17 protein-coding genes and 1 pseudogene are annotated in these 14297 nt (G+C 70.9%); 6 read left to right on the top strand and 12 right to left on the bottom strand.

Annotation, left to right across the window (positions count from 1 at the left end):
- Positions 1-48 precede the first annotated feature (48 nt).
- The 10 genes from ABZU53_RS29550 to ABZU53_RS29505 all read right to left on the bottom strand — a co-directional run bounded on the left by ABZU53_RS29550 (position 49) and on the right by ABZU53_RS29505 (position 7863).
- Positions 49-645 (bottom strand): phospholipase A2, encoded by a 597-nt coding sequence (locus tag ABZU53_RS29550; RefSeq protein WP_355068818.1) that lies wholly within the window; start codon positions 643-645, stop codon positions 49-51.
- Between the two features lie 170 nt (positions 646-815).
- The gene (locus ABZU53_RS29545) at positions 816-1244 is read right to left on the bottom strand and encodes a hypothetical protein (RefSeq protein ID WP_355068816.1); all 429 of its coding nucleotides are present in this window, start codon (positions 1242-1244) and stop codon (positions 816-818) included.
- A 108-nt stretch (positions 1245-1352) separates the two neighbouring features.
- Positions 1353-1781 carry a hypothetical protein gene (locus ABZU53_RS29540; RefSeq protein ID WP_355068814.1) on the bottom strand — a complete coding sequence of 143 codons (429 nt, stop codon included), beginning with the start codon at positions 1779-1781 and terminating at the stop codon, positions 1353-1355.
- Complete coding sequence (locus tag ABZU53_RS29535; RefSeq protein ID WP_355068812.1) at positions 1778-2521, bottom strand: response regulator; 744 nt, start codon at positions 2519-2521, stop codon at positions 1778-1780. Before ABZU53_RS29535 ends, ABZU53_RS29540 begins: the two co-directional genes overlap by 4 nt.
- A gap of 5 nt (positions 2522-2526) precedes the next feature.
- On the bottom strand, positions 2527-3705 hold the full coding sequence (locus ABZU53_RS29530; RefSeq protein ID WP_355068811.1) for an ATP-binding protein: 1179 nt from the start codon (positions 3703-3705) through the stop codon (positions 2527-2529).
- Between the two features lie 456 nt (positions 3706-4161).
- A complete protein-coding gene (locus ABZU53_RS29525; protein WP_355068820.1) occupies positions 4162-4968 on the bottom strand; it encodes a zeta toxin family protein in 807 nt (268 codons plus the stop codon).
- A gap of 279 nt (positions 4969-5247) precedes the next feature.
- On the bottom strand, positions 5248-5976 hold the full coding sequence (locus tag ABZU53_RS29520; protein ID WP_355068809.1) for a histidine phosphatase family protein: 729 nt from the start codon (positions 5974-5976) through the stop codon (positions 5248-5250).
- Positions 5977-6036: 60 nt separating this feature from the next.
- Positions 6037-6528 carry a DUF4913 domain-containing protein gene (locus tag ABZU53_RS29515; protein WP_355068807.1) on the bottom strand — a complete coding sequence of 164 codons (492 nt, stop codon included), beginning with the start codon at positions 6526-6528 and terminating at the stop codon, positions 6037-6039.
- A complete protein-coding gene (locus tag ABZU53_RS29510) occupies positions 6525-7397 on the bottom strand; it encodes a TraM recognition domain-containing protein (RefSeq protein WP_355068805.1) in 873 nt (290 codons plus the stop codon). Before ABZU53_RS29510 ends, ABZU53_RS29515 begins: the two co-directional genes overlap by 4 nt.
- A 268-nt stretch (positions 7398-7665) precedes the next feature.
- Positions 7666-7863 carry a hypothetical protein gene (locus ABZU53_RS29505; protein ID WP_355068803.1) on the bottom strand — a complete coding sequence of 66 codons (198 nt, stop codon included), beginning with the start codon at positions 7861-7863 and terminating at the stop codon, positions 7666-7668.
- 25 nt (positions 7864-7888) lie between these two features.
- Between ABZU53_RS29505 and ABZU53_RS29500 the strand changes: the two genes are divergently transcribed.
- Positions 7889-8074 carry a hypothetical protein gene (locus ABZU53_RS29500; RefSeq protein WP_355068801.1) on the top strand — a complete coding sequence of 62 codons (186 nt, stop codon included), beginning with the start codon at positions 7889-7891 and terminating at the stop codon, positions 8072-8074.
- Entirely contained in the window at positions 8071-8454 is a 384-nt protein-coding gene (locus tag ABZU53_RS29495) for a hypothetical protein (RefSeq protein WP_355068800.1), read from the top strand. The genes ABZU53_RS29500 and ABZU53_RS29495 overlap by 4 nt, the downstream gene beginning before the upstream one ends.
- 332 nt (positions 8455-8786) lie before the next feature.
- On the opposite strand, the gene ABZU53_RS29490 is transcribed toward ABZU53_RS29495, so the two are convergent.
- A complete protein-coding gene (locus tag ABZU53_RS29490) occupies positions 8787-9452 on the bottom strand; it encodes a hypothetical protein (protein ID WP_355068798.1) in 666 nt (221 codons plus the stop codon).
- A gap of 26 nt (positions 9453-9478) precedes the next feature.
- Here ABZU53_RS29490 and ABZU53_RS29485 point away from each other — a divergent pair.
- From ABZU53_RS29485 to ABZU53_RS29475, 3 genes and pseudogenes are all read left to right on the top strand, one after another.
- A pseudogene (locus ABZU53_RS29485) lies at positions 9479-9970 on the top strand (winged helix-turn-helix domain-containing protein); the annotation flags it as partial.
- Between the two features lie 50 nt (positions 9971-10020).
- On the top strand, positions 10021-10581 hold the full coding sequence (locus tag ABZU53_RS29480) for a bacterial transcriptional activator domain-containing protein (RefSeq protein ID WP_355068797.1): 561 nt from the start codon (positions 10021-10023) through the stop codon (positions 10579-10581).
- Positions 10582-10814: 233 nt separating this feature from the next.
- The gene (locus ABZU53_RS29475) at positions 10815-11006 is read left to right on the top strand and encodes a hypothetical protein (RefSeq protein WP_355068795.1); all 192 of its coding nucleotides are present in this window, start codon (positions 10815-10817) and stop codon (positions 11004-11006) included.
- Positions 11007-11011: 5 nt separating this feature from the next.
- Here ABZU53_RS29475 and ABZU53_RS29470 read toward each other — a convergent pair whose 3' ends face one another.
- Positions 11012-13372: a helicase-related protein gene (locus tag ABZU53_RS29470; RefSeq protein ID WP_355068793.1), complete on the bottom strand. Its 2361-nt coding sequence runs from the start codon at positions 13370-13372 to the stop codon at positions 11012-11014.
- Positions 13373-13420: 48 nt separating this feature from the next.
- On the opposite strand from ABZU53_RS29470, the gene ABZU53_RS29465 reads away from it, so the two are divergent.
- On the top strand, positions 13421-14140 hold the full coding sequence (locus tag ABZU53_RS29465) for an IS6 family transposase (RefSeq protein ID WP_355068791.1): 720 nt from the start codon (positions 13421-13423) through the stop codon (positions 14138-14140).
- The last annotated feature ends 157 nt before the right edge of the window (positions 14141-14297 follow it).

Below are 14297 nucleotides of genomic sequence, written 5' to 3'. Positions count from 1 at the left end.
GGTCGATTTGCTGTCTTACCTGGAGCCTCGCCCTCATCGATCACCGGGCTACGCACACCGTCCCTGACCTGCAAGATCAGGTTGGAAAAGGCTCATGGTGTCGGCTTCCTTGAAGCAGGCCTGCAGATTGGCGTACTGGGTCCAGTCGCTGAACCGGTAGTTGCAGATGGCCTTCATCTCGGTGCGGAACCGGTCGTCGACCCACTTGCGGGTGTTCTCGTCACGGGCGAGAGCGAGACCGTTGCCGAGGTTGCGGTATCCGAAGTCGTGTTGTTGGCAGGCCTGGTCGAAGAGCTTGCGCCAGCTCGCGAACGTGGGCGGGCTGCAGCTGTCCGTTCCCCAGTCGAACCTGTTGTAGGGCGACGGCTTGCGACAGTCGTCGTCCGGCATGCAGCCGGCTCGGGCGAAGTCAGTCTTGCGCTGCATGAATTGGCCGTTGCCCAGGTTCACGGTCTCGACGACGTAGCGGCGCTGCTCCGTGCGGTCCGCCGTGGTGTCGGCGTGCGCCGACGAGACCATGCCGGCGAGCACAGCGGTCAGCGTGGCGGCGAACGCCGTCGTTCGCGCGCCGATCCTGACGGGGGTGGCGGCATGCGACGGCGCGCGATGCCGGCGTGGCGCGTGGCGTGGTGTGATCGTCTGCATGAGGTCCCTATCTGGGCCGCAGGTGGGAAGGTGAGTGTGGCGTCGGCGAGGCGGCCGGTCGAGCGAATTACTCGTTCGACTCACGGCGCCGCGCGGCTGGGTTGGTGGGCCGGCGGCCGGTCCGGCCAGGAAGCCGGACCGGCCGTACGAGCTTCCAGCCCTGGCCCGGGTCAGGCCTTGATGGTGATGCAGGCGATCGAGCGGTCGGACGACCCGGGCCAGGTGTAGGCGCCGCAGATGCCGGAGTCCGTCTTGATCCACTTGTTGATCGGCCACGTCACCGTCTCGCCGTTGCCCGACCGGTACCACGCGACGCCGGTGGGACCGTCGCCAGCCCAGCCCTCCAGGAAGCCGGAGGAACCCTGGCGAGGCTTCTGGATCTTGATCTGGCTGACCCACTGGGTGTGGTCGGCGCGCTTCTCGCCAGTGTCGACCCAGATGCAGGTCCCCGGGTAATCTACGGACCAACTCTGGGCGCATCCGTTGACGGTGCCGGCGGCCGCCGGGTTCGCCGTGCTCACGGCGGCGGCCACGGTGATCGCCGTCACAACTGCCGCCTGGCCGCCCGCGCGCAGTGCGCGCCGTGCTGTCCTGTCCATCTGATCGGCTCCTATCGGGTGGGGGGTTCGCCGTTCGCGTCCCCCTGCACCACGAACTTTCGTCGTCTGGAGCCGCCGGTACAGCGGACAAATGTCGCTTCCGGACGGTCAGGCCGTTTGGTCGCGGCAGCCGTTGGCCGCAGCCCTTGCGTCGTCGGCATCGTCACAGGCCAGGCGCCGGTAGGGGCGGTCGCTGTAGGACGACACGACCGTCAGACCCCATTGCTGCTGGTTGCCGCCGCAGCCAACGCGAGCCTGGTAGGCATCGGTGAACTTCTGCTTGAAGGTGTACCGGACGGACGTCGCGCTCCCGGCGTCGCCCCGCCGGGCGAACCCCGAGCCGCCGGAGCGAGACTCGATCCAGACGCCGACCACCGGGTTCCCGGAGGTGCAGAACACGTCGATGGTCACGTCGCGGTCCGCCGACGCGGGCAGGGTCGCCGCAAGCGCGACCCAGGCGGCCGGGAGCACGACGAGGGCGGCGCGGGGAATCCAGGTCTCCCGTCGCCGCCGGCCGTCGCGGTCGGCCGCGGTCACGGGAAGACCTCCCGCACCGTGTCGTCCAGGAAGAACTCCCAGTTTTGGCTCGCGTAACGGACGAGTTCCGCGGTGGGCGGCCCCTCGTCCGAGCAGCCCGGATCGAAGGCAACCAGCCGGCTGCGCATCTCCTCGACACTGCGTCGCACCGCGCCGCTCTTGACGCCGACGGCCTGGCCGATCCGGGCATGGTGGTGCATGCCCAGCGCCATCGCGCGCCACATGGCCCGCCGCGGTTCAGAGGAGAAGAACGTCTCCCGCAGCGTCGGGGCGGATCTCGGCGGCAGGTGCATCCGCAGGATCGGGTCCACGTATTCGCGGCCGGCCACCACCGCCCGCACCGCCGCGGCGAGCTTGCCCTTGTCCTTGGGGCACATTCCGCGGCACGCGAAGTGTTCGTGGGCGAAAGTGATGTGCAACCGCCGGTTGGGCTCGCCCGAGGTCCACAGCACCGCCGGCGTCCCGGCCGTGCCGGCCGCCCGCAGCAGCGCCAGCCCGCTCAGGTGCAGCCGAGCGTCGGTCAGCCGCACCCTGCCCTCGCGCCGCCGCCGCTCGAATTCATCGGAGTGCGACTGGAAGAGCATGTCGACCACCACGGCGTCGAAGCGCTCCCGCCGCAGGCGATCCAGCGCCGCGACCGGATCAGGGACCACGACCGGCTCGCACGGCATCGCCTGGGCAAGCTCGGTGTGCGCCATGACGCCCGCAATTCCCATGTCCTCCACCACCAGAATCCGCACGGCAGTCACCTGCGCGGTTGGAGCGGAAGCGTCAGGCGCACGGCCGCGCCGCCGTCGGGCGGGGCGGGCAGTAGCCGCAGCTCGCCGCCCCGCTCGATCAGCCGGCGGCGTAGCCGCTGCAGGCTGCTGCCCGGCGCGTCGAACCGTTCGGGGTCCAGGCCGGGACCGTGGTCGCGCACGTCAAGGGTCATGGTCGAGTCCACCACGGCGAAGTCCACCTCCACTGATCCGCCGCCGTGCACGACGACGTTCTTGAGCAGGTCGGCCAGTCCCTGGTCGAGCAGTACCGCGTGCTCGCGGGGAACGGTCAGGCCGCCGAGGGCCGGTCCGGACAGCAGCCGCAGCCGGTCGCCGTGTGCCCGAATCGCGTTCTTGAAGATGTCGACCGCCCCGGCGTGCTCGTCCTGCAGCAGCAGCTGCCTGCGCCGAGTGGCGATGACCAGTCGCAGGTCCTGGGCGACCCGGCGGGCGTCACCCCCGGCCTCAATCTGTTCGGCGGCCCGCTCGGCGTGGGTGTGCAAGTCGCCCAGAGTCGCGGCATAGCCGGCCGCCAGGCCCTCGGTTTCCACCTGTACGGCGATGCGGCACAGCCTGGCCATCCCCTTACCGACCAGGAACCACACCAGGGCCCACCCGGCGTAGAGCGCAACACTGCGTACGTGCGCGGCGGTGAGCTGCCATCGGTGCATCAGCCCGAGGATCAGCAGGGGATGCAGCACGATGGCCACGATCAGCGCGGCCTCGATCAGCCTGCGCCGCCAGAGATCGCGGAACCCGCCCCACGGGTAGAACGCGAACACCGCCAGCGGGATCAGCGCGTAGTTCCCCATCGGAACGCCAACACCGGAGGCCGCAAAGTCACCCGGTGCGAGCAGGTGGGCGAGCAGCATCTGCACCACGAAGATCATCACGATCCACGCCGCCGCCCAGGTGCGGCCCCGGGTCAACGGCCCCCGGTGCCGCAGCACCATGCCGGCCAGGACCAGGTGCACCACGCCGAGCGCCAGCACCACCGGCACCCCGAAGGATCGGTACCGGTCGTTGACTGCGCTGGCGATGAGATTCGTGGCCTGCAGCAACAGGGCCACCGCTTCGAACGGCCGGATCAGCTTGTAGGTGGTGGTCGCCAGCAGTTCGACGCTCGGCGACCACCGCGCGGAGATCCTCGCGATGGTGTCGGTCACGCCGGCCTCGTCCCTGGCTCGGGCGTCGTCCCTGGCTCGGCGACACGGGCCGAGCCGCCAGGCCGTCCACGCGGGCCGCGACAGAGTAGCCGGACAGCAGTGCTGAGGCGGACGGGCCGTGCCCGCCGGGGTGGGCCTGCGGCGCCGCCCGCCGCTTTCCCCGCCGCCCGGATCGGGCGGACATCATCCGTCATGATCCTCCTCCATGGTCGAGAGTGGCCCGGACATGGTGCTGGAGTGCGTTAACGGCCTACAAGGGCCAATTGTCGCTGGACGGGTTGCTAACGGAACGCGTCGGCCTCGTCGGGCTTGCCGACCAGGTGGCAGAACTCCACCTTCTGCGGCACCCACTGCTGCGGCGTGAGTAGGAACGATGCCGGATCGGTACCGGCGCGAGCCGGGCACGAGGACGTCGCCTGAGCGCAGCCCGTCGCGTAGGCCGTGGCGGACGTGGTGTCACCGGGCAGTGCCGGGCTGGTGAGGGAGCGCTGGCCGGTCAATGGCTGGGCTCGTCCTCGGGGTGCTCGGCAAGTCCGCCGGGCGCTGGATCGCATCGCGAGTGCTGCCACGCAGTGCCAGGGCTGCCACCCGGGCACGATCGGCAGGCGAGCTGGTCAGCAGCGGCGCCGCTGCAGCGTCGATGGCGTCGAGCACCCTGTGCCAGCCCGGATCGATGACCCGGCGTAGCTGCAGGGAGTTGCTGAGGTACCAGGCACGCTCGGTGGCTGTCCAGGGGCGCTCGTGTTCCGCGGTCACGGCGGCCGCGAGTGCAGGTGGGCGCTGCCAGGTGCTGGTGGCGGTGGTGGTGTTGGCGTAGACGACCTCGCCGTTGCGCCGGAACGCGAACGCGACGTGCGCCAGGTCCTGGGTGTCGACGGCGTGGGCGCCGCGGATGACGCCGCGGTAGCACTCGTCGTGGACGGCGGTGTCGATCAGTCGGCCGCGGCCGACCTCCTGGACCTCGCTCCAGTACCGGTGGAGGATGCCAAGGCGGCTGAGGGCTTCAGGTACCGCGACGATCGCAACCTCGACGCGGTACCCGGCGTCGTGGAACCGGCGGGCGATGTCCTCGAACTCACTGGGGTAGCGCATGGCTGACTCGAGGACGACATGGCAGCGGTTGTCGATCGAGTACTGCTGGGCCTTGTTCCACCAGCGTTCCCCGTCCGGTCGAACCTTGGCGCTGGCCGTGGTCTCGTCCTCGGTCTGCCACCGGTGGAAGCTCGGGTGCATCGGGTTGTAGAAGTCCATGTTGATGTTGATGAAGCCGCTGCCTCACGCAGAACCGCGACACACTCCTCACGAAGCCGGGCGACTTCGTCGATGTCGGCGGGATCGAGATCCCGCAGTGCCTGCGCGAGACGGCTCTGGGACGTGATGACCTGCTCCAGGACGCCCTGGTCACCGCCGGTCTGCTCCAGCTCGTAGCGGCGAGCGGACTGGGCCGCGAGGACCTGGGCGATCAGATCGCGGGTGATCTGGTGATCGTGTAGCTGCTCCGGGGTCAGCGGTGATGGGGTGAGGCGCCCCAGTACCGACTCGTCACTTGCCGACGAAGGCATGCTCGTCCTTCCCTGACTCGAGGTGCGGGGTCGCGGCGAACTCCACCAGCGTGAGACCGCCGGCGGTGCCGTCGTACCGGGTGATCGACGTGTTCGCCACGGGAGTCGTCGCAACGATGGCGGCGATCTCCTCGAAGGTGAGGCCTTCGATGAGGTGGCGCATGACCACGACCACGGCGTCGTGGGCCACGAGCAGGACGCGCCGGCCCGCGTGCTTGGTGTTCAGCTCTGCCAGCACGGCCGCCAGGCGTCGAGCGATGTCGGCGAACGACTCACCACCGGGAGGCTGATAGGAGAACTCGCCTTCGGCCGCGAGCCGGGCTGCCTCCGCGGGGAACCGTTGAGCGATCATGGCGGGCGTCAGTAGCTCCAGGTCGCCCATGAGCCGGTCGCAAAGGCGGTGATCGACGACAGCGGTGGGGTAGTCGACACCCGCCTGCGCTGCGGTTTCTGCCGCTTGTGACCAGGTCTGCGAAGCACGGACGTAGGGGGAGCAGACCACGACCTGGGGCTGGCGGTGAACAGGTAGAGCGGCGAGCCAGTGACCGAGGCTGGCGGCCTGCTTCCATCCCAGCGACGACAGCTCGATGTCGGCGTCTCGACCGGTTAGGCCGTGGTCGGCCAGCCCTCGGGCGTGCGCGTCGGCGAAGGCCACGTTTGCCAGGCTCTGTCCGTGCCGGATGAGGGTCAGCTCGGCGACGGTGTCCATGTCTCCATTGTCCGTGGTGAGGGCCAGTCGGGTTGGCCCGGCGCCGGCGATGCCATGGAATCAGGTGCTGTCGGCGTCGGGGAGTTGAGCGAGGACTTCTGGTGGAGCCAGCTCGACGGGCAGGGGGCGGGGTTCGGTGTGCTTGTTCGGGCCGCACCGGTTGAACGGTCCGTACTCGGCGGTCAGCGCGGCCAGGTGTGGGTCGAGGTGGTCGCGCCACCAGATGCTCATGCCGGTCTGCGGGTCGCTGACCCGCAGCGTCTCCCAGGCTCGCCACAGCGCATACAAGCGGGAGATCGCCTCGGGGTGCGCCCACCAGCGGGGGCACCAGTTCAGCCCGGAGTCCGGCCCGGAGGCGAGGCGCCGCTCGACGACGTGGGCGAGGTAGTCCCCGACGAACGCCTCCACGTTGCGGTACACCGGCTCCGCAGCGGCCTGCTCGTTGACGGGCGGCTCGGGAGCGGGCGGTGCCGAGTCGCCGGCGAGCTGGCCGAGCAGCGCACTGAGGTCGGCTACGGCTTCGGCGGCCGGGTCGGTGGCGGGGGTGGTCATACGAGGGGCTCCGGTGGGACGTCGGGGGTGAGGGTCCAGTCGGTGCGGCCGGTGGGGTCCCAGCGGGCGATCGAGGCGCGGATCGCCGCCGCGTAGGGACCGTCCTGCCAGGGGGCGGTGCGGGCGAGCGCGGGCGGAGCGCCCGAGGCGTAGACGACCATCCGGCCGCGAGGGAGGGCGTGTAGGTCGGATACGTCGAGGATGCGTTGGCGGCGGGTGGCGTGCGAGACCGACCGTTGGCCCCATCCGGATCCGCTGCTGCTGGTCGACCGGGTGGTGACGTCGTGTTCGCCGATGAGCTTGGACAGCTCTTCGAGCCAATCGGGGTCGGCGACGCCGCCGCTGTAGGTGCGGACGTTGGCGGCGGACCAGAGTTTGCGCATGCCCTCGCGTCCCCACACGTCGACGCCCTGGGGGTAGGACTGGAGGATGGTGATGATCGGCAGGCCGTGGGAGCCGTAGTAGGAGTAGAGGTTGGGCAGTTGCCGCAGGCGGCAGATGTTCGCGGCTTCGTCGAGGATGCTCAGCAGGGGCGGGTCCAGGCGTCGGCCGGCTGAGGCGCGGGCGCGCAGCTCGCCGGCGCGCAGGACGGCGTCGGTGAGGGCGGCGACGAGCGGGGCGGGGGAGCCGGGGCCGCCCTGGGAGAGCAGGTACAGCACGTCGGTGCTGACCACGAACGCGGTCGGGTCGAACTCGCGGACCCCGCCACGGGTCGGTGGTGTCACCCAGGCGGTGACGGCGGGCTCGGTGAGGCACATGAGCATCTTCTGGGCGCCGGCGTAGATGCCGCCCCGGGTCTTGTCGGGCATGTTGACCACGCCGGAGACCGCGTCGGCGGGCAGCGCGAAGCCGTGCTCGCGCAGCAGCATCGCCGGTTCGTCGTCACGGGGGCTGACCGCCCACCGGTACGCGGCGAGGATGTTCCGGCCGGAGCAGGCGGCGGCCAGCGGCGCAGGCCGACGGCAAGGTCCGTGACGACGGGGACCGCCCCGGCGTCACCCTTGACGGTGAATGGCGGGAGACGGGCGGCGGCAGGGAGGAGGGCGCTCGCGGCGACCGCCCCGAGGCCTGCCAGACATCTGCCGGGCCCGGTGGTCGCGATGTGAGCGGGGCGAAGCTCGCGGCCCAGGCATTCCCTCAGTCGACCGCGGCCGCTGTTACCGACGCCGCGTCGGTGGGCCGGCCGACCGAGGTGCCGCCGGCACCGCCGCGGTCCCCTTCTGCGGGCATGATCGCCGAGGCTCCGAGCCGGTAGAGGCCGTGCCGAGGCCGCCACATCTGCCCCGCCAGCACCAATAGCACCAGCCCGCCGGTAGCGTTGCTGGTGACTGCCACCCTGAACAGGGGGTATCCTGCGGGCATGGCCAACAGCAGCCCCGACACCGGCGCGCGCAGCGAGGACGTCCTCGCCGCTGCCGGCATCGTCGTCACCCCGGAGGGCAAGGCCCGCGCCCGGGAGCGGCTCAGCGAGGCCAAGCGGCGGTGGACGCCGGAGCTGGACGCCGAGCTGCGCGCGCAGCTCGGCCTGCCCGCCCGCGCCGCGTGAACGAACGCCCCGTCCGTATCGTCCTCGACGCCTCCGCCGTCCTCGCGTTCTGCCGCGAGTCGATCCATGTGGGCGAGGTGATCGCCGAAGTCGCCGACGAGGACTGCGTCGTCGGCGTGCCGGTGATGTGCCTCGCGGAAGCGTCCCGTGGGGCGGCCGACGCGGACCGGCTCGATCTGCTGGTTAACCACCCGGCCGTCGAGGTGCTCACCGTCGACCCGCTCAGTTGGCGGGCCCTGGCCGTTGTCTACGACACGGTCGGCCGGCTCGACGCCGCGAGTGCGCTGCTCGCCGCGGTCGACAGCGGCGGGTACGTGCTGACCGGGCAGCCGGGCCTGTACGCCGGGCTCGCCGGCGGTGGCCCGATCATCGTGTTCTGACCCGGAGACGACGACGCGCCCGCGCCTGCCCAGGGTGCGGGCGCTTCGCTCTGCGCTTGCCTCACGGGGTAGCGATTGGGTGATCACGGAAAATCTGTGACCGACGGCATGTAGCGGATGACGGAGTTGAACGCGGTGCGGGCCGAAACCGCTCGCTGCCGCCAGCCGCGGACGCCGCGGACAGCGCCCACGGACGTCGGCGGCCGCGGCACGGCGGAGCCCCCAGCCGCCCTATCGGACTGACCGGCCGCGTGCGCGCAGCCGAGTTCGTTGACTGAACGTCAACGACCTCGGCTGCGGGCGACCTTACTGCGGCAGGGATTTCTATCCGGTCACTTGAACTGCTCCCAGGGGCCAACCGAGGTCGACCGGGCGCGTAGCATGCCGAAACGGTCGCCGGTCCATTGGCGCTCCGCGGCGACGTACCGGTCGTTCGCGCGCGCCTTGATCGAGATGTAGTCGGGCCCGGACCCGTACCAGGTGATTGTGTACTGCTCCCAGGTTCCGATGGCTTCACTCCGGGCTCGCAGCATGCCGTAGTCGTTGGACTTGTAATCCTTTTCCGTGGCGACGTACAGCTCTCTCCCGCTCGGTTCGTAGAGCGGGGTGATCACGTAGTAGGCGCCGTCCCAGCACATCCCAAATGTTTCCCAAGGCCCCACGGTCTGGGATCTTGCCCGTAGCATGCCAGCGCCGCTGCCAGTCCAGCCGAACTCGGCCGACACGTAGAAATTGCCCGACTTGAAGGTAACTGACTCACAGACCCACGATGCGGCCAGGCCGGCGGCCTTCGCAGCAGCCTTGCGGGCCTCGAGCTGCGCAAAGGCTTGTGAGGCCGGGACTGGAGTGGCAGCCGCAAGAGCGGCTAGGTCGACCTGTGGGGCTGAGGGTGCGGGTGCGGCGCTCGCTGCCGGAGCCGCGCCCGCAATGGCGTAGACGAGAACCGTGGCCGCAGCAGCCAGTGCGGCTACCGCTCGCGATAGACGGTGGGGTCTCACATGATCTCCCTCGAAGGCTGGGGCGAATGGGCCACTGGGCTCGATGCGGGGGGGCGCCGCCGGCGCGCTTCCGCCCCCCACCACCGCGGGGACCAGCCTCTTTAGGTTCCTACGCATGTCCGTGCACCTTCCGGTCGCGTCGCGGCCGGTCCGGCCGCGAGTCGAGTTGCCGACATCACATTGAGAGGTGTCGCTGTGCCAACGATGATCTGCGCGGAAGGTCGACGGATTCCTGCCGGAACCTCAATCCGCCGGTGCCGAGGGGTTGGGGCGACCGGCGACGGGGCGGACGGCGGCAGATGGAGATACGGATCCTCGGGCCGGTCGAGGTCTGGGCCGGCGGCCGGCTCGTCGAGGCCGGCGCGGCCCGGCAGCGCGCGGTCCTCGCCGCGCTGGCCGTCGACGTCGGCCGGCCGGTCCGGGCCGAGTCCCTCATCGACCGCGTCTGGGACGACGCGCCACCGAACCGGGTCCGGCACAACCTGCACGTCTACCTGGCCCGGCTGCGCCGGGTGCTGACCGCCGCCGGCGCTCCGGCGGCTACCTGCTGGACCTGCCGCCGGAGACCGTGGACGGGCAGCGGTTCCGGGTGCTGCGGCAGCGCGCCTGCGAGCTGGCCGACGACGACCCGCGCCGGGCGGAGCTGCTGCACCGCGCCCTGCAGCTGTGGCGAGGTGAACCGCTGGCGGGCCTGCCCGGCGACTGGGCGGCCCGGGTACGGCAGGAGTGGCGGCGCCAGCACACCGACGCGACCGTGCTGTGGGCGCGGGCGCTGCTGCGCCAGGGTGACCCGGCCGCCACGCTGGACGCGTTGACCCGGCTCGCCGACGAGCAGCCGCTGGACGAGCCGGTCGCCGCGGCGCTGCTGCACGCCCTGGCCGCCGCAGGCCGGGGCGCGCAGGCGCTGGAGCACTACGCCCGGCTGCGCGACCGGCTGGCCGAGGCGCTGGGCGCCGACCCCGGGGCGGAGCTGCGCCGGCTGCACCAGGCGATCCTGCGCGGCGAGGTCGGCCCCGCGGTCGTACCGCCCGAGCCCGTCGCGGCGCCGGAGCCCGTCGCGGCGCCGGAGCCCGCGGGTCCGGTCCCTAGGACCGACCCGGTCCGGCCGGCGCCGGCGCAGCTCCGGTGACGCATGGGGTCGGCTTCATCGCCGCTCGCGCCTGCGCACTCGCAAGCTCCCGCCCAGTCGCGACCGACGATGAAGACGACCCCTTGTAGGTGCGTCCGTGGCGGCCACCCCACGGACTTCTCAAACTCTTTCTGTGAACCTTTTCCGCAGCTCAAACCGGTCGTGCGCGTGGGGTGTCCCCCCGATGTGGACCTACAGCCGGGCGTCATTCACCACCTGAATCGGAGGTCTTCGTGACACCGTCGCCCCCCGGCCCACTGCTGACCGTCCGTGCCGCCGTCGTGCTGCTCCTCGCACTCGTCGTCGGCGTGCTCGCCGGCGGGCTGTCGTACCTGACCGACCATTCTGTCCCATCGGCTGTGCTCTGGGGCGGCGGTGCTGCCGGGGGTGCGCTGATGATGTTCCACACCATCGTGGGGCGGTGAACCCCTCAGCGGACGTGGTCGTTATCGGCGGCCCGGTGGGCGGTGGCCGGGGCGGGCGAGATGGGCGCAGCGGCCGAGGCGCCTGTCGACGCGCGAGGTGTGGGAAGGAACGCCTTGGCGGCGACCGAGGCCGCGTCGACCGTGGCAGAGGGGACAGCTTGGCGCTCCGCTGCCGGGATCGGCGTGAGCTTGTCCCAGACCAGGTTGGTCAGGCCCTCGCGGAACGCCTGATCGCCGTGGAGGTCGGCGAGGCGGACCACGTGGGCGGGGTCGTCGAGCTGCGCGATGGCGGTGGTCATCGCGGCGGCGAACGTCGTGCTGAAGGCGGTCTGGTCATCTGCGCGCGCGGCGGCCTGGACGGCGTCGACGCGCAGGGCCTGCTGAGTGCAGGCGTCGAGCAGCGCCCGATCCGCCGGCGTCGTGGCCGCGATGATGGCGGCCGGCGCCAGCGGGGTGACTGCCTTGGACTGGTCCGCTTCGCTGCCGCGCTGCGTCGCCGAGCCCGCAGCCGACGCCGGCGGCGGTGTGGCCCGGACTGCCTGGTGCACGGCTTGCCCGGCGGCGCTGTAGAGGGCCTGGCGCCAGGCCGGGTCGTCGCACTTGAGCATCACCGCGACGGCCATCTCCGTGTTACCGGGGTCCGCGAGGGCGTGGGTGAGTGCCTTGTCGAACGGGGCGGAGAAGGCGTCCAGGTCGGTGGTGCGGGCCGCGTCCTGGACGGTGCCGCGGCCGGTGACGTGCTGCACGCGCCGGTCCAGCCACGCCTGTTCGTCGGGGGTCAGGCTGTCGCGCAGTTCCGTCGGCATCCAGTTGTCGACCGTGACGGGTACGGCGGGCGGGGCAGCCGAGGGTGGTGGGGTGGTGTCGGCCATCAGGTCGATGACCGCGTTGATCGCGCGGAGCCGGCGGCGGGTGTCGAGTAGCTCGTCGCGGCGGGGGAACGGCTGGTCGAGCTGCTCGGTGGCCCGGGCGATCTCTTCGTGCTGGCCGGCGATGCGGGCCTGGACGGTGGTCCGGGTGCTGTCCAGGTCGGTGAGCTGGTTCTCCAGGCGGCGGACGAGGCCGGTGGGGTCGCCCTCCACGGCGGAGGTGAGGCCGATGGTGGTGGAGGAGTCGGGTATTCCGTCGAATCGCAGGGCGACGAGCATGCCGTCGCGGCCGGACCAGAACACCGCGTCGACGCCGAAGCCGCCGAGCTGGGCGACGCCGGCGGCTTCGCGTCGGTCGGTGGAGGCGACGCCCTGCGCGGTGGCGGTCAGGGCGTGTTGCAGGGCTCGGCCGGCCTCGGCGCGTTTGGTGAACCGGTGCCCGGCGACGGTCATGGCGAACTTCTCGCCGCGGGTGTCCTGGCGTCGGGCGATGACGTCGTCGAGCACCTCGACGCGGCGGGTGTCTTTGGTGATCCACGCCTTCAGCTCGCCGACCGGCCGGCGTAGCGCCGCCTGGGTGTTGTGGTGGGTCCGGTCGGCGCGTTCGAGGCGGGTGAGGTCCTGGGCGACCTGCTCGCGGTCCATCAGCAGCGGGTTGCCGGTGGCGATGGCCTTGATCTGGTGCGCTTGCAGGGTTTCGTCGCTGACGTCCTCGATCTCGCGGGCGGAGGTGCCGCGCATGATCTGGTCGATGAAGGTGCCCTTGCGGGCCACGGTCTGCCAGGAGAAGGCGTCGAAGCTGCCGGCGACGACGTAGCGGTAGATGCTGACCTCGGGGTTCTGGTTGCCCTGGCGCAGGATGCGTCCCTCGCGCTGGGTGACGTCGGCCGGGCGCCACGGGCAGTCCAGGTGGTGCAGGGCGATCGCGCGGGCCTGCACGTTGGTGCCGACGCCCATCTTGGCGGTCGAGCCGATGAGCACGGCGACGTCGCCGGAGCGGCAGGCGTTGAACAGGCTGGCCTTCTTGGCGTCGGTGTCGGCCTCGTGGATGTAGCGGATCTTCTCCCGGGGCATCCCCCGCTCGACGAGCAGTTCGGTCAGGGCGTTGTAGGCGTTCCAGCGCTCGGGGTTCGGGGTGGACTGGTCGCAGAAGACGATCTGCAGCGCACCCGGGGTGGGGTGCGGGACGGGGTCGGCCGCGTCGGGGTCGACCAGGTAGACGGTGTCGCGGGTGTCGCGCCAGATCGCGGCGATCCGCTCCGCCGCCGCGTCGATCTTGCCGGGAGTGGTCTGCTGCTCGCCGATGAGCCGCAGGTCCAGGGAGGCGGCGCGGGCCTCGCCGGAGACCTTGAGCATGTTGTCCTGCTGGGGCTCGACCTGGCGGTTGCGGATCCGCTCGACGCGCTCGTCCAGGCCGGAGATGAACTCCTCCAGCTCCGGGGACGGGTCGAGGGTGACGATGTGCGGGGCGCGCTCGCCGTCGTCGCGCTGGGTCAACGGCTCCGTTGCGTTGAGCAGTCGCCAAGATCGAGGCAGACTTGAGCAGTGAAGTCGTCGACCCGACCTGACCCATGGCCGCCTCCGACGTCCGCGTTCGCCGGCTTCCGGTTCCCGCCGGAGGTGATCGTGGTCGCGGTCCGCTGGTATCTGCGGTTCAACCTGTCCTATCGCGATGTTGAGGAACTGCTGGCCGAACGTGGGGTCGAGGTCGATCACGTCACGGTCTACCGGTGGGTGCAGCGGTTCACGCCGCTGCTGGCCGACGCCGCCCACTTCTGCCGGCACTCACCATGCGACAGGTGGTTCGTCGACGAAACGTACGTCAAGGTCAACGGAGTGTGGCGGTACGTGTACCGGGCGGTCGACCAGTACGGGCAGGTCATCGACGTGCTGGTCTCGGCCCGCCGAGACTCCGGCGCGGCCCGGCGGTTCTTCCGACGAGCGCTGTCGACGTTGAAGGTGACACCCGGCGAGGTCGTCACCGACGCCGCGGCGGTCTACCCCGGCGTGCTCGACGAGCTGATCCCGTCCGCGTGGCACCACGTCGAACGGTACGCGAACAATCCGATCGAAGCTGATCACAGTCGGCTCAAACACCGGTTGGGATCGATGCGCGGGCTACGGACGGACAAGACAGCGCAGGTGATCATCGCCGGGCACGCATTCATGCAGAACCTACGACGCGGCCACTACGAACTCGCCGTCGACGCCCCGCCCACTCTGCGGGTCGCCGCTGCGTTCACCGAACTCGCCCAGGCGATTTGACCGCGGACCCGACCAGGGTTCAACACGTCCGCCGATCCGATTACGCAACGGCGCCTCCGAATCTCCTCTCCTCCGCCGGTGCCTTCCCGCCGGCCGGAGGCACAAACGTCCGCAGCGACACCGAGGACCGCGACCCCAGGTCAGGGGTCTAATGGGT

This window comes from Micromonospora sp. NPDC005194, from assembly GCF_040608335.1.
In the GTDB taxonomy this organism is placed as follows: Bacteria; Actinomycetota; Actinomycetes; order Mycobacteriales; family Micromonosporaceae; genus Micromonospora.
The sequence above is the reverse complement of the archived record's forward strand: the minus strand, read 5'-3'. Positions and strand labels throughout refer to the sequence as shown.